Source organism: Streptomyces sp. NPDC059679, from assembly GCF_042734105.1.
Taxonomy (GTDB): Bacteria; Actinomycetota; Actinomycetes; order Streptomycetales; family Streptomycetaceae; genus Streptomyces.
In genome coordinates this window covers 41,897-61,792 of sequence record NZ_JBHWES010000058.1, presented here as the reverse complement: position 1 = coordinate 61,792, position 19,896 = coordinate 41,897, and the positions used below count along the sequence as shown (strand labels likewise).

The window sequence follows — 19,896 nt, the reverse complement described above, 5'->3', positions numbered from 1 at the left end:
CACCGTCTTTGACCAGCTCAACTACGTCTGCTTCACGCTTACTTCACACATTCGCGGGTTTGTTAAGTACCCCTTGTCGCACCCACTTGCGCGTGTCATTGTCCTTTCCATTCATCTCCCGTCGATCACTTCCGCTTCCCACCCCGCCCGGAGCTCAAGTGTCCGCCGAATCGAAGCCCGCATCGAAGTTCGCCCCCGAATCGCCCGCCGAGCGTCCCGAGTCGGACGTCGGCCGACGGGTGCATGCGTTCCGGCGCCTGCGCCGGATGTCGCTGCGCGCCCTCGCGGAGCGCAGCGATGTCAGCGGGAGCTTCCTCAGCCAGCTCGAGCGCGGGCGCAGCAGCGCCTCCATCTCGACGCTGGCGCGTATCGCCTCAGCCCTCGGCATCACCATGGCCGAGCTGTTCGACACCTCGGCCATCGGCCCCACGCCCCTGCGCGAGCAGGACCGGCCGGAGCTCCCCTGGGTCGGCGGGGGCCGCAAGACCTCACTCACCCGGGAGCCGCTGTCCGGGTTCGGGGCGTACGAGGCCGAGTTCGCGCCGGGAGGCTCGACCGGGGACGAGCAGTACAGCCACCCCGGGTGGCATGAGGTCGTCGTGGTGCTGACCAACCAAGTGACCGTGGAGCTCGACACCGAGCGCTTCGTACTCGGCGAGGGAGACAGCCTGGACTTCGACTCCAGGCAGCCGCACCGCATCGTCAACGAGACCGATGCCCTGTCCGTCGTTCATTGGGTGCTGGGCCCCACACAGCCTGGCGACAAGGAGTAGCCGATGTCCCCCCGATCCCCACTCTCCGGAGCGTCCCACGGCACCCAGGCGCTCCCCAGAGCCCGGAGGCGGCGGCCCGCGATGGCCGGGACCGCCCTCGCGACCGTCGGTGTGCTCCTCACGGCCGGCTGCGCGCAGGGGGGACCCGGCGAGGACGCCGACTCGGCGGACCTCGTGGGCCAACCGGCGGGCACGGTCAAGAAGGACGCGCTCAACGGCGTCCGGATGACCTTTGTGTCGTACGGCGGGGGCATGCAGGACGGCCAGGAAGGGGCGTTCGTCAAACCGTTCGCCAAGGACTCCGGCGCCGATGTGCTCACCGACGGCCCCACCGACCCCGCCAAGATCAAGGCCCAGGTGAACTCGAAGAACGTGCTGTGGGACGTGGTCGACACCACGCCATGGGACGCCGCGGCCAACTGCGAGACGCTGTACCAGAAGCTCGACTACAAGATCATCAACACCAGCCAGCTGCCGCGCCAGACGCCCGAGTCCCCGTGTATGGTCCCCTCCCTGATCTACGGGTACGGCCTCTACTACAACGCGGACAAATACGGCGACAACCCGCCCACCACCTGGGCGGACTTCTTCGACACCGAGAAGTTCCCGGGCAAGCGGGCCGTCGACGGCCGCCCGACCCCCACCCCCGGCATCTTCGAGGCGGCCCTGCTGGCCGACGGCGTGGGCCCGAGCAAGCTGTATCCGCTGGACACCAAGCGGGCGCTGCGCAAATGGGACGACATCAAGTCCGACCTCACGTACTGGAAGACCGGCGCCCAGCAGACCCAGATCGCGCAGTCCGGCCAGGCGGACATGATCATGGCCTGGAGCGGCCGCATCTACGAGGCCAATGCCAACGGCGCGAACTTCCGCCCGGTGTGGAACAACAGCTTCACCCTGTACGACGTGTTCGCCGTGCCCAAGGGCTCGAAGAACACCAAGGCCGCGATGGGCCTGATCAACTACGCGCTCGGCGAGGAGCAGCAGACCAGGCAGTCGGAGTACACCAGCTACGCGCCGGTCAACGTCAACTCCAAGCCCACCCTGTCCCCGCAGGCCCAGAAGCTCGACCCGACACAGGAGAAGGTGCTCAACCAGTCCATCACCCCGGACTTCACCTACTGGGGCCAGAACCGCGACAAGCTGTCCACGGCCTGGACCGACTGGCTGAACCGATGACAGCGCTCTCCCCCGGGACCAGACCCGGCCGGCGCCGCTCCGCCACCGCGGCGGAGCGTGCGCCGGGCTCCCGGCGCTGGCTCCTGATCGTGCCGACGGCGCTGCTGGTGCTGGCCGGCTTCGGCTACCCGGTCGCCACGATCGTGGTGCGCAGCGTCACCCAGCCGGAGCCCGGGCTGCAGAACTTCTCCTGGCTGCTGCACGACGCCACCGCGCTCGAAGTACTGGGCCGGACCCTGGTCGTCGCCGCCGTGGCCACGCTGATCACCCTCGTGCTCGGCTATCCGTACGCGTATCTGATGACGGTCTGCGGACCGGCGCTGCGCGGGCTGCTGATGCTGGCCGTGCTGATGCCGTTCTGGACCAGCCTGATGGTGCGCGTCTTCGCCTGGGTGATCATCCTTCAGGACCATGGCGTGCTCAACACCGTCCTGGACGCGCTGGGCCTGGGCAGGACGCAGCTGCTCGGGACCACCACGGGCGTGCTGATCGGCATGTGCCAGATCCTGATGCCGTTCATGGTGCTGCCGCTGTTCAACGCGATGCGCTCGATCGACCGGCGGGTGGTGCAGGCCGGGATGATCTGCGGCGCACCGCCCTGGAAGGCGTTCTGGCGGGTCTTCGTCCCGCTGTCGCTGCCCGGGGTGTTCGCCGGGTCGCTGATGGTGTTCATCCTCTCGCTCGGCTTCTACATCACCCCCGCCGTGCTCGGCTCGCCTCGCCAGGAGCTGCTGCCCAACGCGCTGTACACGCAGATCAGCGAGTTGCTGAACTGGGGCCGGGGCGGGGCGCTCGCGGTGGCGCTGCTGCTGACCGCCGGGGTGCTGCTCGCGGTGACGGCCTGGGTGTCCAAGCGGGTCACCGGTAAGTCGGCCCAGGTCACGGGAGGTCTGGAGCTGTGAGCAGACGCATCCCCCTGAAGATCTTCGGCGCGCTGGTCGCGCTCTGGCTGGTCGCCCCGACGCTGGTGGTGATCCCGCTCAGCTTCACCGGGCAGCGCTCGCTGGCGTTTCCGCCCGGGCGCTGGTCCCTGCGGTGGTACGAGACCTTCTTCTCGGACCGCCGCTGGGTGGACGATCTGCTGAACTCGCTGCAGATCGCCGCCCTCGTCGGGGTCCTGGCCACGGTGGCGGGCACGGCCGCGAGCTACGCCCTGACCCGCGGCCGGTTCCGGGGCCGCGGCGCGGTGGGCGCGCTGCTGATCGCCCCGATGCTGGTGCCCACGGTCGTCTTCGGCGTGGGCGTCTACGCCCTGTTCCTGCAGTTGCGGCTGGTGGGGACGTTCACCGGGTTCCTGATCGCGCACACCGTGCTGGCCCTGCCGTTCGTGATCATCCCGGTGTCCTCGGTGCTGTCGCGGTTCGACACCACGCTGGAGCGCGCGGCGGCGATCTGCGGGGCGAGCCGGGCACGCGCCTTCATCAGCGTCACCCTGCCGGTGATCGCGCCCGGTCTGCTGTCCGGGTTCATGTTCGCGTTCGTGACCTCCTTCGACGAGGTCGTGGTGTCCATGTTCATCTCCAGCCCCTATCTGGAGACCCTGCCGGTGCGGATGTACAGCAGCATCCAGCGCGACGTCGATCCCACCATCGCCGCCGCGGCCACCCTCATCATCTGCTTCACCAGCGCGCTGATCGCGATCGCGCTGCTCGCACAATCCCGGAGGCGACGTGTCAGCTGACCTCAAACACCGTGGGTCCGCCGACCTCAAGCGCAGCGGGGCCGCCATCGAACTGCGCGGCCTGACCAAGACGTACGGGTCGAGCCAGGCCGTACGCGGCGTCGATCTGACCATCGAGCCGGGCGAGTTCATGACGTTCCTGGGCCCCAGCGGCTCGGGCAAGACCACCACGCTCAACATGATCGCCGGGTTTGTCCCGCCGACCTCGGGCGACATCCTGGTCGACGCCGAACCGCTGAACGCCGTGCCCCCGCACCGGCGCGAGATGGGCATGGTCTTCCAGGGGTACGCGCTGTTCCCGCATCTGAGCGTGTGGGACAACATCGAGTTCCCGCTGCGCCAGCGGAAGATACCCAAGGCCGAGCGGCGCGAGCTGGTGCGCGCGGCGGTGCGCACCGTACAGCTGGAGGGGTTCGAGCGGCGCCGCCCCGCCCAGCTGTCCGGTGGCCAGCAGCAGCGCGTCGCCTTCGCCCGGGCCATCGTCTACCGGCCGCCGGTGCTGCTGATGGACGAGCCGCTGGGCGCGCTGGACAAAAAGCTACGCGAGGCCCTGCAGGAGGAGATCCGGGAGATCCACCGCCAGGTCGGCACCACCTTCCTCTACGTCACCCACGACCAGGAGGAGGCGCTGACCCTCTCGGACCGGATCGCGGTCTACGACGACGGGCGGATCGTGCAGGTCGGCACGGCCGAGGAGCTGTACGAGCGGCCGCAGTCGCTGTTCGTCGCCCAGTTCCTCGGCGAGTCCACGCTGCTGCGCGGCGTCGTCCACCCCGACGACCCCAAGCGGCTGCACGCGGGCGCGTACGGCATCCCGCTCCCGGGCGGGCACGCGGTGCGCGGCGACGCCGTGGTGGTGATCCGCCCCGAACGGCTGCGGCTGTCGGCCGAGCAGCCGGCCCCGGGCCGGGCCGGGGTGCCGGTCACCGTGCGCGACGAGACCTATCTGGGCCATTCGCGGAAACTGACCGTCGAACTGCCCGGCGGGTCCACCGGGCTGGTCCGCGAGGGCCCCGGCACCGCCTCCGGGCTGCGCGTCGGCGACACGGGCTTCGCCACGTGGGACCCGGCGGTAGCGGCGGTGGTCCCGGACAAGCGACTTTCTGTTAAGGACAATTGACGTGATCAACGGTCAGATCTCCTTCTGGATGCAGGACACGGCCGCCTCCGCACGCCCCGAGCGCCCGCCGCTGGACGGGGACACCACGGTCGATGTGTGCGTCGTCGGCGCCGGATACACCGGGCTGTGGACGGCGTACTGGCTGCGCCAGGCGCTGCCCGACGCCTCGATCCTCGTCGTCGAGGCCCGCCATGCCGGCTACGGCGCGTCCGGCCGCAACGGCGGCTGGCTCTCCGGCAAGATGATCGGGCTCTCCCGCCATATGGCCGAGGGCCCCGGGGGCCGGCAGGCGGTGCTCGAACTGCGGCGAGCGGCGGTCGACGCGCTCGACGAGATCCTGGACATCATGACCGATCACGACATCGACGTAGCCGCCGTGCACGGCGGCTATCTGACGATCGGCCGCACCCCCTCCGAACTGGCCCGGCTCCGGGCGACGGTGGCCGCCGAACGCGACTGGGGCATGACCGAGGACGACGTACGGCTGCTGTCCGCGGCCGAGACTGCGGACCGGATCAGCATCGACGGCGTACTCGGCGCCCTGTACAGCCCGCACAACGTACGGCTGCACCCCGGAAAGCTGGTCACCGGCCTCGCCTCGGCCGTCGAGGCCGCAGGCGTCCGGATCGCCGAACGCACCCCTGCCCTGGACATCCGCCCCGGGCAGGTGCGCACCGCACACGGCACCGTGACCGCCCGCCACATCCTGCGCGCGACCGAGGGATACACCGCGCGACTGCCGGGCCGCCGCCGGGACATGCTGCCCATGAACAGTTCGATGGTCATCACCGAGCCGCTGTCCGAAGCCGACTGGAAGACCATCGGCTGGTCCGGCGGCGAGGCCCTTTCCGGCGCCCAGCACACCTACTTCTACGCCCAGCGCACCGCCGACAACCGCATCGCCCTCGGCGGCCGCGGCCTCCCGTACCGCTTCGGCTCCCGCCTCGACCGCGACGGCCGCCTGGACAGCTGGACCATCGGCCAGTTGCACGGGGTCTTGCGCGGCCTGTGGCCCGACGTCCCCTTCGAGCTCGCCCACGCGTGGTGCGGCTCGCTGGGCGTACCGCGCGACTGGTCCCCCTCGGTCATCTGGGACCAGGCCACGGGCCTCGGCCACGCCGGGGGCTACGTCGGGCAGGGCGTGACGGCCTCGTATCTGGCCGGCCGCACCCTCGCCGACCTCGTCGCCGGGAAGGACACCCGCTACACCCGCCTGCCGTGGTCGGGCCGCACCTCCCCGCGCTGGGAGCCGGAGCCGCTGCGCTGGCTGGGCTCGTACGCGATGTACGGCCTGTACCGGATCGCCGACCTCAGCGAGGGCAGCACCCGCCACGAGCGCACCTCGACCTTCGCCCGGCTGGCGGACGCGATCACCGGCCGGCACTGATTCCTTTCAGGCCCCGGTTCAGGACGGGCGGTATGCGGTCATCAGCAGCGTGGCGGCGGCGCGCGGCCCATTGGTGGTGGCGGGCAGTACATCGACGCTGGTCCGGGTGAACCCGGCCGCGTCGAGCAGCCTGGTCCACACCTGCCCCTGAAGCACCCAGCGGCGCATTGTGGCCGCCTCCCCCTGTGGTGTCTTCGCCGGAATGTCGGCGGCCACGACATCGTGCTGGGCGGGCGCGCCACCCACGTAGTGGGCGAGGGTGGAGAACACCAGCCGCCCGCCGGGCCGCAGCGCGGCGGCCGCCGCCGGCAGCAGCTCGCGCGGGTCGGTGAAGTCCAGGGCGCCGAAGACGCTGTACAGCGCGTCATACATATCGGCCCGCTCGCGCAAATGGGTCACGACGTCGGACTGCACGATGCGCAGCCGCGGTGCGAGGTGGCCGTACAGGTCGGTGGCCATCGCGCACTGCGCGGGCGAGGCATCGACGGCGACGATCCGGCCGGGCTGATGACGGATCGCCAGGTGCGCGGCCTGCCGGGCCGCTCCGGCGCCGAGGTCGCCGACGCACAGCCCGGTCAGGTCACCGAGGACTTCCGCACCGGGGCCGGTGTCCCGGCTCCAGATCCAGTGGAAGGTCTCGGGGACGGCCCGGTCGTGGTCGGCGCGGGTGCGGTCGTAGTGGTGCCAGAGGTCTGCGGTGGTGGTCGTCATCCATCCCATGGTGGCGGGCGCGTCCCGCCGGCAGGCTGGTTCGCCGGAATCCCACTCCGGCGCGCTCGGGGCCCGGCGGGTGGGCTTGTCGCAGCGATAGCGGCACTGCGTCACCGGTGGGCCTCCTCGCGCGGGCCGAGCGCCGCGCTGGTGGCGATCTTCAGCGCGGGCCGCGGGCCCAGGAGCGCAGCCCGGCCAGGGCGATGCCCGAGCCGAGCCCCCAGAACCATCTATACACTGTGTTTATACGCGCCGTGTATAGTCCGAGCCGTTCAGGACCACCCGGCACTGCCGGGGCGTCAGAAAGGCTCATCCATGTACGCCAAGGCACTAGCGCCCGAGTACCAGGGCGCCCTCAGTTCCCTCTCGGTGAACTCCTCCCTGACCGACGTCCTCGCCGAGGGCACCGACCGGCTGCGCGCCGCCGAGGAGGCGGGCTCCCAGCGGGAGGCCGCCCGTTCGGGGCTCGCCGTGGCGGAGGCGCACCGCCGCCTCGGGCACGTCGAGGAGGCCGACCGCGCCTGGAAGGCGAGCTATCGCGCCGCCCGCGCGGCCGGTGACGTCGGCGCGATGGCGTGGGCGGTGTGGAGCGGTGGCACGCTCGCCCGGCAGCGGGGCTCGCTCGCGCTGGCCCGCCGTCTGCTCGCCCTCGCCGCCGAGTTGGGCAAGCGCGGCGGCGATGTGGTGGCCCGGGGCTACTCGCTGGCCGGTCTCGCGGAGACCGGGCGCATCCAGGGCGACTACGAGGCCGTGCACACCCTCCATGAGCAGTTGCTCGCCGAGGCCCGCAAGCGCGGTGAGGCCCGGCACACCGTGTGGGCGCTGGAGGGGATCGCCCAGATCCACCGGAACACCGGCTCGTACGACACCGCCTTCGCGATGTTCGAGGAGGCCGCGACCATCGCGGCCCAGGCCGACGACCAGCGCGGCCGGGCGTGGGCGCTACGCGGCATGGCCGACATCGTGTCCCTGCGGGACAAGGACGTGGACCGGGCACTGGCGCTGCTGTCCGAGGCGGAGCTCGTCTGCCGCGAGATGAAGCTGACCAGCGCGCTGGCCTACAACCTCAAGATGCGCGGCAACGTCCTCTTCCGCGCCGGACGTTACGTGCCCGCCCGGGAGTGCTACGAGACGGCGCTGGCCGAATTCCGCGCCATGAGCGAGCCGCGCGGCACGGCACTGTCCCGTCTGGGGCTGGCCAAGACGCTCGCCCGGCTGGGGCAGGACCCGGCGCTCACCGCCGCGGAACTGGACGACCTGCGGGGAGAGCTGGACCGCATCGGGCTGCGGCACGCCCGCGAGATGGTCGACGCGGCGTACGAGGAGCTGGGCATATCGCGAACCGGCACGCACCGTGCATCCGCCGCGGCCGTGCCCAGCGCACAAGAGGACCGAGAGGCGGTGGCCGCCCGATGACCGCACCGCTCACCGCGCCCGCGCCCCTGCTCCCGCGCCCGACCACCACCCCACCCGTCCCCGCTTCCGCGGCGCAGACCCTCGCCCGCTGCCGAAGCCTCGTACTCCCCGCGCTGACCGCGGCCGTGGATCGGCTCCACCCGTACCCGGGCGAGATGGCCGCCTTCTCCTTCGGCTGGTGCGAGGTGGGCGGCACCCCGGCCGCCGGACGGCCCGGTGGCGGCAAGAGCGGCGGCAAGGGCGTACGCCAGGCCCTGGCCGTGCTCGGCGCGGAGGCGGCGGGTGCGCCCGGGGCGACCGCCGTCGCCGGGGCGGTCGCCGTCGAGCTGATCCACGCCTTCTCACTTCTGCACGACGACATCATGGACGGCGACGAGACCCGGCGCCGGCGCGCTTCCGTATGGAAGGCGTACGGCACCGGCCCCGCCGTTCTGGCCGGGGACGCGCTGTTCGCCCTCGCGGTGCAGACGCTCGCCGAGTCGCACGGCCCGCACGGCGGCGCGGCGATCCGGCAGCTGTCGGGGGCGCTGGGCGACTTGGTGCGCGGTCAGGCGGAGGATCTGCTGTTCGAGTCCCGCCCCTGGACCGGGCCCGACGCGGTCCGCACCGCCGAATACCGTGCGATGGCCGAGGGCAAGACCGGGGCGCTGCTGGGCTGTGCCGCGGCCCTCGGCGCCCAGCTCGCGGGCGCTCCGGAGCCGGTCGTCACCGCGCTGGACCGGGCCGGGCGCCACGTCGGGGTGGCCTTCCAGGCCGTGGACGACCTCCTCGGCATATGGGGCGATCCGCGGGTCACGGGCAAGCCCGTGCACGGCGATCTGCGCCGGAGGAAGAAGACGCTGCCCCTACTGGCGGCCCTGGCCGCGGACGGCCCGGCCGCCCGCGAACTCGCCTCACTTCTCGGCGCTGCCCTGGACACCAGCCCGGACGACGCGGCCGTCCACCGCGCCGCCGAACTCGTCGAGGAGGCGGGCGGGCGCGCCGCCACCCTGGCCGAGGCCCACCACCACCTGGACGCCGCCCGCGCCCAGCTGGCCTCCGTCCCGCTGGCCCCGACCGCCGCCGCCGAACTCCTGGCCCTGCTGCCGTTCCTCGTCGACCGCGCGCTGTAACGGTCCGGTGTGACGGGCCGCCACCCCTTTGGCCCGCTGTGCGCGCGGCGCCGGGCCGCCTCACCCATGCTGGCCGGGGAGAAGGCCGCTGAGCTGGTGTGGAAGGGACGGGGCCCGATGAGGCTTGTCGTCGATCTCAACCGATGCCAGGGGTACGCCCAGTGCGTCTTTCTGGCGCCGGACGTCTTCTCCCTGAAAGGGGAGGAGGCACTGCGGTACACCCCTTACGTCGACGACGCGCGCCGTGAGCAGGTGGCCGCCGCGGTGGCCGCCTGCCCGGTCCAGGCGATTCTGCTGGACGACCGAACAGACGACGTGATCGACGACGCAATGGATGACGTGGTCGACGGCATGACGGGCGACCCCCTCCCGGCGGCCTTCGATGTCCACCACTGACGAACGCGGCGCGAGCCGCGCCCACCGCCTCGACGACAGCCTGGCGCGGCTGCGCCGCGAGGGGCGGATCGTGATCGTCGGCGCCTCGCTGGCCGGGCTGCGGGCCGCGGAGACCCTGCGTGAGGAGGGCTTCGCCGGTTCGCTCACGATCATCGGCGACGAGCCCGACCGGCCGTACGACCGCCCGCCGCTGTCCAAGCAGGTGCTGGTGGGCGGCGCGGCCGCGGACCGCACCACGCTGCCCCGGCGCCGGGCGATCCGGGCCCACTGGCGCCTGCGGACCGCCGCCACCGGGCTGGACCTGACGGCCCGCCGGGTGCGCCTGGCCGACGGCGACAAGGTGCCGTACGACCGGCTGCTGATCACCACCGGCGCCCGCTCCCGCCCCTGGCCGCACCCCGCCGAAGCCGAGCTCGACGGCGTCTTCGTACTGCGTACCCGCCGGGACGCGGAACGGCTGGGGCGGCGGCTGATGGCCGGGCCCCGGCGAGTGCTGGTCATCGGCGCGGGCTTCACCGGCTCGGAGATCGCGTCCGCCTGCCGGGAGCTTGGGCTGCCCGTCACCGTCGCCGAACGCGGCCCGGCACCGCTGGTGGGCGCCCTGGGCGGGGTGATCGGCCAGGTCGCGGCGGAGCTGCAGCGGGAGCACGGCGTCGATCTGCGCTGCTCGGTCATGGTCACCGCGCTGGAGGGCGACGCGGCCGGGCGGCTGCGGCGCGCCCATCTGTCCGACGGCACCGCCCTCGACGTGGACCTGGCCGTGGTCGCGCTCGGCGCCGTACGCAACACCGAGTGGCTGGACGGGTCGGGGCTCGGCGCCGGGCCCCGGGGCGTCGCATGCGACGCCGGGTGCCGGGCGTTCGACGTCCGCGGCCTGGTCACCGACGACGTGTTCGTGGCCGGGGACGTCGCCCGGTCCCCGCATCCGCTCTTCGGCTATCAGTTCCTGTCCCTCGACCACTGGGGCAACGCCGTCGCGCAGGCCGAGGTCGCGGCGCACAACATGATCAGCCCCGGCCCGGACCGCCGCCCCCACCTGTGGGTCCCCGCCTTCTGGTCGTCGCAGTTCGGGGTGAACATCAAGTCGATCGGGGTGCCCTCGATGGGCGAGGAAATCCTCATCGCCCAGGGGTCGCTGGCCGAGTACAGCTTCGTCGGCGTCTACGGCTGTCAGGGCCGCGTCGTCGCCGCCGTCACCTTCGACCAGACCAAGTGGCTGGACTTCTACCGGCAGCAGATCGAGACGGCCGCGCCCTTCCCGCCGCCCTTCCGCTCCGTGGACCGCCGGCCCGACGGACTGCGTCCGGTGCCCGCCGAATTCCCCGACCCCTCCCTGCCGTCCCACGGGCCGACCGTGACCCTCAGCGGCTACTCGCCGACCGAACGGCGGATCGTCTTCACCCCCGCCCGGGCCTGACGGGCCCGCCACCCGGAAGGACTCTCCGTCATGACGCACGGCACATATCTGCGGAAGATCACCGACCCCGCCAACCGCGCCGACCCCTACCCCCTCTACGCCGAGCTGCGGAAGACGCCCGTGCTGCGGGACGAGGGCGGCCCGTACCTCGTCAGCACGTACTGGGAGATCCACGGCCTGCTGCACGACCCGCGGCTCAGCTCCGACCCCCGTAACCTCGACCCGGACGCCGCCGCCGCGCTCGCCGTGACCGAGGAGGCGGACGACCCGACCCTGCCGCCGAGCTTTCTGCGGCTCGACCCGCCCGAGCACGACCGGCTGCGCCGGATCGCGACGTACCCCTTCGGGCCGCCGCACACCCCGCGGCGGATCCACGACATGCGCGGCGAGCTCGCCCGGATCGTCACCGACCTCATCGACGACTTCGAGGGCCGGGACCGGGCCGACCTGGTCGACGACTTCGCGTACCCCTTCCCGGTGACCGTGATCTGCCGGCTGCTGGGAGTGCCCCGCGCGGACGAACCGCTCTTCCACGCCTGGGCCGACACCATGCTCGCCGGCCTCGACCCCGCCGCCGGGGACGCGAACATCGCCGACCGGCGCCGGGCCGTCCGGCAGGCCCGTGTCGAGCTGGGCATGTATCTGTCCGAGCTGATCGAGGACCGCCGCCGCGCACCGGGCGAGGACATGCTCTCCTCACTCATCCACGGGGACGGCCCGGACGGCCGGATGAGCCACGCCGAACTGGTCAGCACCGCCGTACTGCTGCTGATCGCCGGGCACGAGACGACCGTCAACCTGATCGCCAACGGGATGCTGACCCTGCTGCGCCACCAGGACGTCCTCAAGCGGCTGCACGACGACTCACGCCTGGCCGTCCCGCTGGTGGAGGAGGTGCTGCGCTACGAGCCCCCGGTCCAACTGCTGCCGCAGCGCACCCCGCTCACCGATATCGACATCGCGGGCGTCACCATCCCCAAGGGCGCGGCCATCTGGCTGGTCCTGGCCTCCGGCAACCGCGACCCGAAGCGCTTCCCCGACCCCGACCGGTTCGACCCGGACCGCAAGGACAACCAGCACCTGGGCTTCGGCAGCGGCATCCACATCTGCTACGGCGCGCCGCTGGCCCGGCTGGAAGGCCAGATCGCGCTGGCCGAACTCGCCCGCCGGCTGGAGAACCCCCGGCTGCTGGAGGACCCGCCCCCGTACCGCCACAACGCGGTGCTGCGCGGCCCGCGCCACCTGCCCGTCGGCTTCGACGGCGTACGCCCGGCCCGGGAGCCGTGAAGGCGCCGCTTGCGGCTGCGGTTCAGCCGCGGCCGCGTCTGAAACGGTCCGCCGCCTCGGCGAGGTCCACGATCGGCTCGGGGTAGGCGAGGGCGGCGCGCTCCGGGCCGGGCAGCCGCCAGGGGCGGTGCACGGCCGGGCCCTGGACGACGGCGAGTTCGGGCACCCAGCGGCGTACGTACTCCCCTTCGGGGTCGTGGCGCAGCGCCTGGGTCAGCGGGTTGAGGATCCTGCCCGGGCGGGTGTCGGTGCCGGTGCCGGCCACCCACTGCCAGTTGAGCTGGTTGTTCGCGATATCGCCGTCCACCAGCAGCGCGAGGAAGTGCCGCGCTCCGGTGCGCCAGTCGATGTACAGGGTCTTCGCCAGAAAGCTCGCCGCCACCAGCCGCGCCCGGCCCGGCATCCAGCCCTCCCGCATCAGCTGGCGCATCGCCGCGTCCACGACCGGATAGCCGGTCAGCCCCGCGCACCAGGCCGCGACCTCGTCCGCGTCATGGCGCCAGCGGTCGTGCCGCGGGCGGTAGTCGCGGTGAGCGGCGTCCGGGCGCGCGGCCAGCACCTGGTGGTGGAAGTCCCGCCAGGCCAGCTGACGTACGAACGCCTCGGCCCCCGGACCGCCCGCGTCCAGCGCCCGGCGCGCCACCTCCACCGGTGACAGACAGCCGAAGTGCAGATAGGGGGAGAGCCGGGACGTGGCGTCCCCGGCCAGGTCGTCCTGCCGCCCGGCGTAATCCGCCAGCGGCCCCGCCGCCCACAGCCGCAACCTGCGACGGGCCGCCGACTCACCCCCGGCGGGCAGATCGGGGGAGGCCGCGCCCGGGGCCAGGGACGCCGCGGTGGGCAGGGCGACGGACCGGACCGAGGGCACGCGAACCACGCGCGGCGCGCGGAGCGGGGCGCGCCACGGCTCGCTCCGCCAGCGGCGGTAGTACGGGGTGAACACCGCGAAGTGGTCCTTGCGCGGGGCTCCGCCCGGGGTGCCGCGGCCCTCGGCCGACGCACCGCGGCCGCTGCCCGAAGGCACGAGCACACCGGGCGCGACCACCGTCACCGCGCCCTCGTGCACCCGCAGCTCGCGCCGTTCACGCGCCAGCGCCGCGCGCAGCCGCGCCTCGCGCCGCGCCGCGTAACCGCTCGCGCCGCCCGCCACGTGCACCGCCCCGGCCCCGACGCGCGCCGCGACCCGGCAGGTCTCCTGGACCACCTCGCCCCGCCGGACCACCAGCCGTCCGCCGCGCGCCCGCAGCGCCGCGTCGAGGTCGGCGAGGCAGTCGGCGAGCAAGGCGGCCCTGTTGGGCACGGTGAAATCCGCGTCCCGTATCCCGGAATCGATGACGAACAGCGGCACCACGCTCTCCGTCTCCCGCAGCGCGCCGTCCAGCACGGGGTTGTCGTGCACCCGCAGATCCGCGGTGAACAGGGCGACGCTCACGCGCACCGGCACTCACCACCCCGCTCAACCGGGCGCTCAGCCGGGCACGGCCGCGTGCGCCTCGGCCCGGGCGGCGACGTTCCGGGCCATGCCGTCGAAGACCAGACCGCCGCAGGCCGCGCCGCCCCAGCCGCAGAGCCGGCCGGTCAGCCCGTGCGGCTCGAAGACGGCGTGCTGCCGGTAGACCGCGCCGCCCGCCCCGTCCTCGCCCACCGAGATCTCCAGCCAGGCCGGTCCGGGCAGCGGCAGTTCGGACCGCAGCCGCAGGCGCCGCCGCGGTTCCACCTCCTCGACCCGCCAGAAACGCAGCCGGTCCCCGGCCCGCAGCGGGGCGGCCTCCCGGCGGCCCAGGTGCAGACCCACCCGGCCGACCACCGTGTCCAGCCAGCCGCGCAGCGCCCAGGCGGGCGGCAGGGACTGCCAGCGTTCCCCGCGCGCGATTCCCTCCACCGCCTGCCAAAGTTCCTCCGGCGCCGCGTCCACCACCCGCTCGCGGTGGTCGACGCGGCGGCTGCCGCCCGCCCAGGGCGGGTCCGTCGGCAGCGGATCGCTCGGCTCGGGCATCGGCTCGCGCCGCGCGGTACGCGACCGCAGCGCCAGCCGTAGCGCCTGGTCCAGGGGGAGCGGACCATCCGAAGGGCAGTCCGGCAGGCCGGTCGAAGGACCGGCCGAAGGCATCGGCACATAGCGAGCGATATCCCCCTCTCCGCAGACCACTTCATGCCGCAGCGATTCCACCAGCGGGCGGGCGAGGGCGCCCGGTACGGGCGTCACCAGGCCGACCCACAGGCTGGAGAGGCGTGGGGTGAGCACCGGCACGGGGATCACCAGCCGCCGCGGCAGCCCGGCGACGGCCGCGTACCGCCGCATCATGTCGCGGTAGGTGACCACGTCCGGCCCGCCGATGTCGAAGGCGCGGTTCACCTCGTACGGCAGTCGGGCGCAGCCCACCAGCAGCCGGAGCACATCGCGGACGGCGATCGGCTGGGTCCGGGTGCGCACCCAGCGCGGGGTGACCATCACCGGGAGCCGTTCGGTCAGATGGCGCAGCATCTCGAACGAAGCCGAACCCGAGCCGATGATCACACCGGCCCGCAGTACGGCTGTGCGCACCCCCGACGCCAGCAGCACACGGCCCACCTCGGCCCGCGAGCGCAGATGGGGCGAGAGGTCACGCTCGGGCACCCCGGACGGGGTCAGCCCGCCGAGGTAGACGATCCGCCGGACCCCGGCGGCGCGCGCCTGTTCCCCGAAGTTCCGGGCCGCCCGGCGGTCGGTCTCCTCGAAGCCGGGGCCGGTCCCAAGCGAGTGCACCAGGTAGTACGCGACGTCCACGCCCTCCATCGCCGCCCGTACGGACCGCGCGTCCAGGACGTCCCCGCGCGCCTGCCCCACCCGCTCCGCCCAGGGCTGCCGCCGCAGCTTGTCGGGCGAGCGGACCAGACAGCGCACCGGATGCCCGGCCGCCAGCAGTTCCGGCACCAGTCTGCTGCCGATGTAGCCGGTCGCCCCGGTGACCAGGCAGCGAGGCGGCGGGGACGACGGGTTGAGGTTGCGGTGATCTGCCATGCCGGACTCCGTGGCTGCAAAGACTCCGTGACCGGTGACCGCGCGGCTGCACGGCCTCCCATGGCCTCCCCCAAGCCATGCTCCGAGCCTCCGCCGGGCGGCGCAACCGCCGGGCATGTGGAGTGGCCGCCCGCCGAAGTGCGTCGGAGGATGAGAGCAAGCGATGTTTGGAGGGCACGGTGTTCGAGGCCGACGACATCCGAAAATGGCGCGACCATGACGTGGTGGACAACTCCAGCCGCAAGATCGGCACGTTGGAGTCGATTTACGTGGACACCGCCACCGATGAACCCGCCTTCGCGACGATCACGGTCGGCATGCCGACCCGACGGCGGCTGGTGTTCGTACCGCTCGACGGCGCGAAGGTGGGCCCGGACTATCTCAAGGTCACGTATCCCAAGAACCTGGTGCGGGACGCCCCGTCCATCGGAACCGACGACGTGCTGCCCGCCACCGAGGAAGAGGCGGTCTTCAAGCACTACGAGCTGAGCTATCAGCCGGGCGCCGGCGGTGAGCGGCGGCTGGCCCGTCCCTGAGCACTCTGCGCACTTTGAGCAGGAGAGGGTGAGATGGCGCTGTTCCTGCTGCTGCTCCTGGTGGCGATCGCGCTCGGGATCACCGGGGCGGTCGTCAGCGGGCTGCTGTATCTGCTGATCATCGGCGTGGTCGTCTTCCTCGCCGACATGGTCTTCCTCGGAACGCAGCTGCGCCACAGCGGCAGGCGCCCGGTCCGCTGACGCTTCTCACCTCGCCGGACCCGGGCAGGACAAAACCTGCGAGGTGGGCTCCCTTCGCCGGCATTGTCCGGATCAGGTTTTGGAGGTCGCCTTCCGGTCTCCCCGACCTTCCGGCCTCTCAGCCCGACCATCTAGGACGCGTCCCCTCTGGAGAACCTCTCCGTTCCGAAGAACCGAAGTCCTTCTTCCTGGAGTACCGACGTTCTCTTTCCTGAACGTGTCTCCGGTCGAGCTCCCTCGCTCGCCCCGCAGGCTGTTATTCACGTTACTCCCGCACCTTCTGCGCGACTAGTCCCGGTCAGACATTTTTTCCCGATTTGCCTACTTTTTCGCTTCACTGCCCCCTCGGAGCACCCCCAGGAACGGGCCCGGCGCGGGCGCGGAGCGGGCGACAGCCATCCGGCACTCCGGCGCCTTGGCTGCGCCGGGTGCCGCTTGCCCGGTAGGCTTTCCGTGTGATCTTCAAGCGCATCGGAAACGGTCGGCCGTACCCCGACCACGGCCGGGAAAGCACCCGCCAGTGGGCGGATGTCGCCCCACGCCCGGTACGTCTTGACCAGCTGGTCACCACGAAGCAGCAGCTCGACCTCGAGACGCTGCTCGCGGAGGACTCGACGTTCTATGGGGACCTCTTCGCCCATGTCGTGAAGTGGCAGGGCGATCTGTATCTCGAGGACGGGCTGCACCGCGCCGTGCGCGCCGCGCTCCAGCAGCGCCAGGTGCTGCACGCGCGCGTCCTGGAGCTCGGCTGACCGGCCGACGACCACACGACGCCGCCCACTCGCCGCACACCTGTCCGACGGGTCCGTTGGCCCTTTCGGGTTGGGCTGTGCGGCAACCATTGATCATTTAGTAGGCATCGTCACCAAGCCGCACTACGCTGCGGCTATGAGCATGCTCACCCCACCCGGCATGGGCGGAAAGTACCGCATCACGGGCAACCGTTACCCGCGCATGCGCCGACCCCGAGGCCGCCGTCGGCTCGTATTCGCCGCGATGGGTACGGTCGTCGCCCTCGGCCTGGTCGGCTGGGGAACGCTCCAGCTCATCGACGTGTTCTCGGGCGGCGACGACGACAAGACGGTGCGCTCGGCGCGGAGCACGGCGGACTGCAAACGCGAGCCCGCCAAGGGCCAGGGCCAGAACAAGGCCGACAAGACAGGCAAGGCCGCGCGTACGGCCCAGCAGGCCCCGAAGTCGCTGCCCAAGCCCGCCGAGATCACCGTCAACGTCTACAACGCCACCCCGCGCACCGGGCTGGCCAAGGACACCGCCGACGAGCTGCGGAAACGCGGCTTCAAAATCGGCAAGGTGGGCAACGCGCCCGCCGCGTACGACAAGAAGGTCAAGGCCCCCGGCATACTGCTCGGCGCTCCGGCGGCCACCGACGGACCCTTCGACGTACTCGCCACACAGCTCGACGGCGCCCAGACCAAGAACGACGCGCGCTCGGGCAAGGACGTCGACCTGATCATCGGGACCACGTTCAAGGACCTGGTCAAGGAGAAGGACGCCGTCAAGGCGATGGCCGCCCTGGCCACACCGAAGCCGTCGTCCTCCGCCCCGACCTGCTGACGCCTCCCGGCCCGCCGTTCAAAAGGCTCACCGGCGGGCCGTGCCGCTCAGACCACTGAGGCCGCTCAGCCGGCCGTCCCGTACATCCGGTCCCCGGCGTCGCCGAGCCCGGGGACGATGTACCCGCTCTCGTTCAGCCGCTCGTCGACCGACGCGGTGACCACCGTGACGGGCGCGCCCGCCAGCTCGCGCTCCATGGTCTCCACGCCCTCGGGCGCGGCCAGCAGACACAGGGCGGTGACATCGTCGGCGCCACGGGATATCAGCTCCCGGATCGCCGCGACGAGCGTCCCGCCGGTCGCCAGCATCGGGTCCAGCACATACACCTGACGGCCGGAGAGGTCCTCGGGCATCCGCGTCGCATACGTCGACGCCTGCAGCGTCTGCTCGTCGCGGATCATGCCCAGGAAGCCGACCTCGGCGGTCGGCAGCAGCCGCACCATGCCGTCCAGCATCCCCAGGCCCGCCCGCAGGATCGGCACCACCATGGGCCGCGGATAGGACAGCCGCACCCCGGTCGTCGCCGTCACCGGGGTCTCGATGTCGACCTGGTCGGTGCGCACGTCCCGGGTCGCCTCGTAGGCGAGCAGGGTGACCAGTTCGTCGGCGAGCCGCCGGAAGGTGGGGGAATCGGTGCGCTTGTCGCGCAGCGTGGTGAGTTTGTGCGCCACCAGCGGGTGGTCGACGACATGGATCCGCATGGCATCGACAGTAACCGAGCGCCCCGACACCCACGCCGCCCGGCCGCGCTTCCGGCTCTCCCGGCGGCATGTCGGACAACCTCCCGGCGGTATGCCGGCCAACCCGGATGCACCAAGTGCCACACCTGCGAACCTTCCGCTGGTGAGGCCCGTAACAGTCCCCCTACCGGTCCGTTTCGGTCCGCGTGAGTTACATCTCTTTGGACTGGTGCACGACGCAGCGCGGAAGACCTCTCGCGAAGCGAAGGTTTCTGTCACGATGCCGATTGGGGTGGGGCACTGTCCCGCCCGCCCCAGCACGCCTATGACCAGTGGGAGAGTCACGGTGTACTTCGCCGCATTGCTCGCGCGCACCGCAGAAGGGTGGGAAGCGAGCGACACAGAGCTCGATGACGTGGAGACCCTGACAGATCTGATCGAACTGGCCCGTGAGGCCTCAGACGACGACACGGTGCTGGCCTTCATCGAGCACGAAGACGCGTGGTTCGGCGTCGTCCGTGTGGACGGCGAGGAGGACCCGCACATCTATGTATCGGACGCCGCCGCGGCCGCCCGCAGCTCGTACGGCCAGATGCTCACCGACGAGCTGCTCGGCCGGGGCGCCGACGAGGACTTGGACAGCCTCGTCGACCTGGACGGCACCGAGGACGGTGAGCCCGACGCGAACGACGACGAGGACGCCGACCCGGACGCGCCGGTCCCGGCGGGCCCGCTCGGCGACGCCGACATCCTCGCCGACCTCGGCATGGACGAGAAGGAACTGAAGGCCCTGGACGGGGACGCGCTCGAATCCATCGCCGACATGCTGGGCTGCAGCATGGAGGGGCTGGAGGCGGTGCGCTGACCGCTCCGTCGCCCACACTGGTGCCATGACCGATCCGCTGTCCGGCCTCCTCTCCGGTCCCGCCCCCGACCCCCTCCGCGACCCCTGGCGCGCACCGATGCGCCTCGCACTGGAGGAGGCGGCGCGGGCGCCGGAGACGGGCGACGTGCCGGTCGGCGCCGTCGTGCTGGGCCCGGACGGCTCCCCCCTCGGTCACGGCCGCAACGAGCGCGAGGCCCACGGCGACCCCACAGCCCACGCCGAGGTCCTCGCGCTCCGCGACGCCGCCGGCCGCCTCGGCAGCTGGCGCCTGACCGGCTGCACCCTCGTGGTCACCCTCGAGCCCTGCACCATGTGCGCGGGCGCGATCGTCCTGTCCCGCGTGGACCGCGTGGTCTACGGCGCCACCGACGACAAGGCCGGCGCCGTCGGCTCGCTCTGGGACGTCGTCCGCGACCGGCGCCTCAACCACCGCCCCGAGGTCGTCCCCGGCGTCCTCGCAGACCAGTGCGCCGCCCTCCTCACCGCCTTCTTCCGCGCCCCCCGCCGCTAACCGATTTCGGAGCACGGCCGACCGTCC

At 72.1% G+C, this 19,896-nt stretch carries 21 protein-coding genes; 17 read left to right on the top strand and 4 right to left on the bottom strand.

Annotated features, from left to right (window positions below; translation table 11 throughout):
• Positions 1 to 158 precede the first annotated feature (158 nt).
• Genes ACFV2X_RS41470 through ACFV2X_RS41445 form a run of 6 tightly spaced genes read left to right on the top strand, consistent with a single transcriptional unit; the run spans position 159 to position 6,140 of the window.
• Complete coding sequence (locus tag ACFV2X_RS41470) at positions 159 to 773, top strand: helix-turn-helix domain-containing protein (RefSeq protein WP_089512856.1); 615 nt, start codon at positions 159 to 161, stop codon at positions 771 to 773.
• Between the two features lie 3 nt (positions 774 to 776).
• On the top strand, positions 777 to 1,952 hold the full coding sequence (locus tag ACFV2X_RS41465; RefSeq protein WP_385626484.1) for an ABC transporter substrate-binding protein: 1,176 nt from the start codon (positions 777 to 779) through the stop codon (positions 1,950 to 1,952).
• The gene (locus ACFV2X_RS41460; protein WP_385626483.1) at positions 1,949 to 2,854 is read left to right on the top strand and encodes an ABC transporter permease; all 906 of its coding nucleotides are present in this window, start codon (positions 1,949 to 1,951) and stop codon (positions 2,852 to 2,854) included. The genes ACFV2X_RS41465 and ACFV2X_RS41460 overlap by 4 nt, the downstream gene beginning before the upstream one ends.
• The gene (locus ACFV2X_RS41455; protein WP_385626482.1) at positions 2,851 to 3,633 is read left to right on the top strand and encodes an ABC transporter permease; all 783 of its coding nucleotides are present in this window, start codon (positions 2,851 to 2,853) and stop codon (positions 3,631 to 3,633) included. Before ACFV2X_RS41460 ends, ACFV2X_RS41455 begins: the two co-directional genes overlap by 4 nt.
• The gene (locus tag ACFV2X_RS41450) at positions 3,623 to 4,753 is read left to right on the top strand and encodes an ABC transporter ATP-binding protein (RefSeq protein ID WP_385626481.1); all 1,131 of its coding nucleotides are present in this window, start codon (positions 3,623 to 3,625) and stop codon (positions 4,751 to 4,753) included. The genes ACFV2X_RS41455 and ACFV2X_RS41450 overlap by 11 nt, the downstream gene beginning before the upstream one ends.
• Position 4,754: 1 nt before the next feature.
• The gene (locus ACFV2X_RS41445; RefSeq protein ID WP_385626480.1) at positions 4,755 to 6,140 is read left to right on the top strand and encodes an NAD(P)/FAD-dependent oxidoreductase; all 1,386 of its coding nucleotides are present in this window, start codon (positions 4,755 to 4,757) and stop codon (positions 6,138 to 6,140) included.
• 18 nt (positions 6,141 to 6,158) lie between these two features.
• Here the strand turns inward: ACFV2X_RS41445 and ACFV2X_RS41440 are convergent, their stop codons facing one another.
• Positions 6,159 to 6,851: a class I SAM-dependent methyltransferase gene (locus tag ACFV2X_RS41440; protein WP_385626479.1), complete on the bottom strand. Its 693-nt coding sequence runs from the start codon at positions 6,849 to 6,851 to the stop codon at positions 6,159 to 6,161.
• A 315-nt stretch (positions 6,852 to 7,166) separates the two neighbouring features.
• On the opposite strand from ACFV2X_RS41440, the gene ACFV2X_RS41435 reads away from it, so the two are divergent.
• The 5 genes from ACFV2X_RS41435 to ACFV2X_RS41415 all read left to right on the top strand — a co-directional run bounded on the left by ACFV2X_RS41435 (position 7,167) and on the right by ACFV2X_RS41415 (position 12,479).
• Positions 7,167 to 8,267 (top strand): tetratricopeptide repeat protein, encoded by a 1,101-nt coding sequence (locus tag ACFV2X_RS41435; protein ID WP_385626478.1) that lies wholly within the window; start codon positions 7,167 to 7,169, stop codon positions 8,265 to 8,267.
• A complete protein-coding gene (locus tag ACFV2X_RS41430) occupies positions 8,264 to 9,379 on the top strand; it encodes a polyprenyl synthetase family protein (RefSeq protein WP_385626477.1) in 1,116 nt (371 codons plus the stop codon). Before ACFV2X_RS41435 ends, ACFV2X_RS41430 begins: the two co-directional genes overlap by 4 nt.
• Positions 9,380 to 9,496: 117 nt before the next feature.
• Positions 9,497 to 9,775: a ferredoxin gene (locus ACFV2X_RS41425; RefSeq protein WP_385626476.1), complete on the top strand. Its 279-nt coding sequence runs from the start codon at positions 9,497 to 9,499 to the stop codon at positions 9,773 to 9,775.
• On the top strand, positions 9,762 to 11,192 hold the full coding sequence (locus ACFV2X_RS41420) for an NAD(P)/FAD-dependent oxidoreductase (RefSeq protein WP_385626475.1): 1,431 nt from the start codon (positions 9,762 to 9,764) through the stop codon (positions 11,190 to 11,192). Before ACFV2X_RS41425 ends, ACFV2X_RS41420 begins: the two co-directional genes overlap by 14 nt.
• A 30-nt stretch (positions 11,193 to 11,222) precedes the next feature.
• On the top strand, positions 11,223 to 12,479 hold the full coding sequence (locus ACFV2X_RS41415) for a cytochrome P450 (protein WP_385626474.1): 1,257 nt from the start codon (positions 11,223 to 11,225) through the stop codon (positions 12,477 to 12,479).
• Between the two features lie 22 nt (positions 12,480 to 12,501).
• On the opposite strand, the gene ACFV2X_RS41410 is transcribed toward ACFV2X_RS41415, so the two are convergent.
• Entirely contained in the window at positions 12,502 to 13,917 is a 1,416-nt protein-coding gene (locus ACFV2X_RS41410; RefSeq protein ID WP_385626473.1) for a cryptochrome/photolyase family protein, read from the bottom strand.
• A gap of 30 nt (positions 13,918 to 13,947) precedes the next feature.
• Positions 13,948 to 15,480 carry a DUF2867 domain-containing protein gene (locus ACFV2X_RS41405; protein ID WP_385626472.1) on the bottom strand — a complete coding sequence of 511 codons (1,533 nt, stop codon included), beginning with the start codon at positions 15,478 to 15,480 and terminating at the stop codon, positions 13,948 to 13,950.
• Positions 15,481 to 15,659: 179 nt separating this feature from the next.
• Here ACFV2X_RS41405 and ACFV2X_RS41400 point away from each other — a divergent pair, with 179 nt between their 5' ends.
• The 4 genes from ACFV2X_RS41400 (at position 15,660) to ACFV2X_RS41385 (ending at position 17,792) form a co-directional block, all read left to right on the top strand.
• On the top strand, positions 15,660 to 16,016 hold the full coding sequence (locus ACFV2X_RS41400) for a PRC-barrel domain-containing protein (protein ID WP_385626471.1): 357 nt from the start codon (positions 15,660 to 15,662) through the stop codon (positions 16,014 to 16,016).
• Between the two features lie 33 nt (positions 16,017 to 16,049).
• The gene (locus ACFV2X_RS41395; protein ID WP_385626470.1) at positions 16,050 to 16,217 is read left to right on the top strand and encodes a hypothetical protein; all 168 of its coding nucleotides are present in this window, start codon (positions 16,050 to 16,052) and stop codon (positions 16,215 to 16,217) included.
• 455 nt (positions 16,218 to 16,672) lie between these two features.
• A complete protein-coding gene (locus ACFV2X_RS41390) occupies positions 16,673 to 16,969 on the top strand; it encodes a type II toxin-antitoxin system VapB family antitoxin (RefSeq protein ID WP_003986294.1) in 297 nt (98 codons plus the stop codon).
• A gap of 136 nt (positions 16,970 to 17,105) precedes the next feature.
• Entirely contained in the window at positions 17,106 to 17,792 is a 687-nt protein-coding gene (locus tag ACFV2X_RS41385; protein WP_385626469.1) for a LytR C-terminal domain-containing protein, read from the top strand.
• A gap of 65 nt (positions 17,793 to 17,857) precedes the next feature.
• On the opposite strand, the gene upp is transcribed toward ACFV2X_RS41385, so the two are convergent.
• Positions 17,858 to 18,493 carry a uracil phosphoribosyltransferase gene (upp, locus tag ACFV2X_RS41380; protein WP_385626468.1) on the bottom strand — a complete coding sequence of 212 codons (636 nt, stop codon included), beginning with the start codon at positions 18,491 to 18,493 and terminating at the stop codon, positions 17,858 to 17,860.
• Positions 18,494 to 18,797: 304 nt separating this feature from the next.
• Here upp and ACFV2X_RS41375 point away from each other — a divergent pair, with 304 nt between their 5' ends.
• Positions 18,798 to 19,337, top strand: coding sequence for a hypothetical protein (locus ACFV2X_RS41375; RefSeq protein WP_385626467.1), 540 nt, complete (start codon positions 18,798 to 18,800; stop codon positions 19,335 to 19,337).
• Positions 19,338 to 19,362: 25 nt separating this feature from the next.
• The gene (gene tadA / locus ACFV2X_RS41370; protein ID WP_385626466.1) at positions 19,363 to 19,869 is read left to right on the top strand and encodes a tRNA adenosine(34) deaminase TadA; all 507 of its coding nucleotides are present in this window, start codon (positions 19,363 to 19,365) and stop codon (positions 19,867 to 19,869) included.
• Positions 19,870 to 19,896 lie beyond the last annotated feature (27 nt).

What these genes read in the sequence shown, in the direction of transcription:
- ACFV2X_RS41430 (WP_385626477.1), top strand. Translation starts at nt 8,264, where the DNA reads ATGACCGCACCGCTCACCGCGCCCGCGCCCCTGCTCCCGCGCCCGACC.
- ACFV2X_RS41440 (WP_385626479.1), bottom strand. Translation starts at nt 6,851, where the DNA reads ATGACGACCACCACCGCAGACCTCTGGCACCACTACGACCGCACCCGC.
- ACFV2X_RS41420 (WP_385626475.1), top strand. Translation starts at nt 9,762, where the DNA reads ATGTCCACCACTGACGAACGCGGCGCGAGCCGCGCCCACCGCCTCGAC.
- ACFV2X_RS41395 (WP_385626470.1), top strand. Translation starts at nt 16,050, where the DNA reads ATGGCGCTGTTCCTGCTGCTGCTCCTGGTGGCGATCGCGCTCGGGATC.
- ACFV2X_RS41415 (WP_385626474.1), top strand. Translation starts at nt 11,223, where the DNA reads ATGACGCACGGCACATATCTGCGGAAGATCACCGACCCCGCCAACCGC.
- ACFV2X_RS41465 (WP_385626484.1), top strand. Translation starts at nt 777, where the DNA reads ATGTCCCCCCGATCCCCACTCTCCGGAGCGTCCCACGGCACCCAGGCG.
- ACFV2X_RS41375 (WP_385626467.1), top strand. Translation starts at nt 18,798, where the DNA reads ATGACCAGTGGGAGAGTCACGGTGTACTTCGCCGCATTGCTCGCGCGC.
- upp (WP_385626468.1), bottom strand. Translation starts at nt 18,493, where the DNA reads ATGCGGATCCATGTCGTCGACCACCCGCTGGTGGCGCACAAACTCACC.
- ACFV2X_RS41385 (WP_385626469.1), top strand. Translation starts at nt 17,106, where the DNA reads ATGAGCATGCTCACCCCACCCGGCATGGGCGGAAAGTACCGCATCACG.
- tadA (WP_385626466.1), top strand. Translation starts at nt 19,363, where the DNA reads ATGACCGATCCGCTGTCCGGCCTCCTCTCCGGTCCCGCCCCCGACCCC.
- ACFV2X_RS41460 (WP_385626483.1), top strand. Translation starts at nt 1,949, where the DNA reads ATGACAGCGCTCTCCCCCGGGACCAGACCCGGCCGGCGCCGCTCCGCC.
- ACFV2X_RS41425 (WP_385626476.1), top strand. Translation starts at nt 9,497, where the DNA reads ATGAGGCTTGTCGTCGATCTCAACCGATGCCAGGGGTACGCCCAGTGC.
- ACFV2X_RS41405 (WP_385626472.1), bottom strand. Translation starts at nt 15,480, where the DNA reads ATGGCAGATCACCGCAACCTCAACCCGTCGTCCCCGCCGCCTCGCTGC.
- ACFV2X_RS41435 (WP_385626478.1), top strand. Translation starts at nt 7,167, where the DNA reads ATGTACGCCAAGGCACTAGCGCCCGAGTACCAGGGCGCCCTCAGTTCC.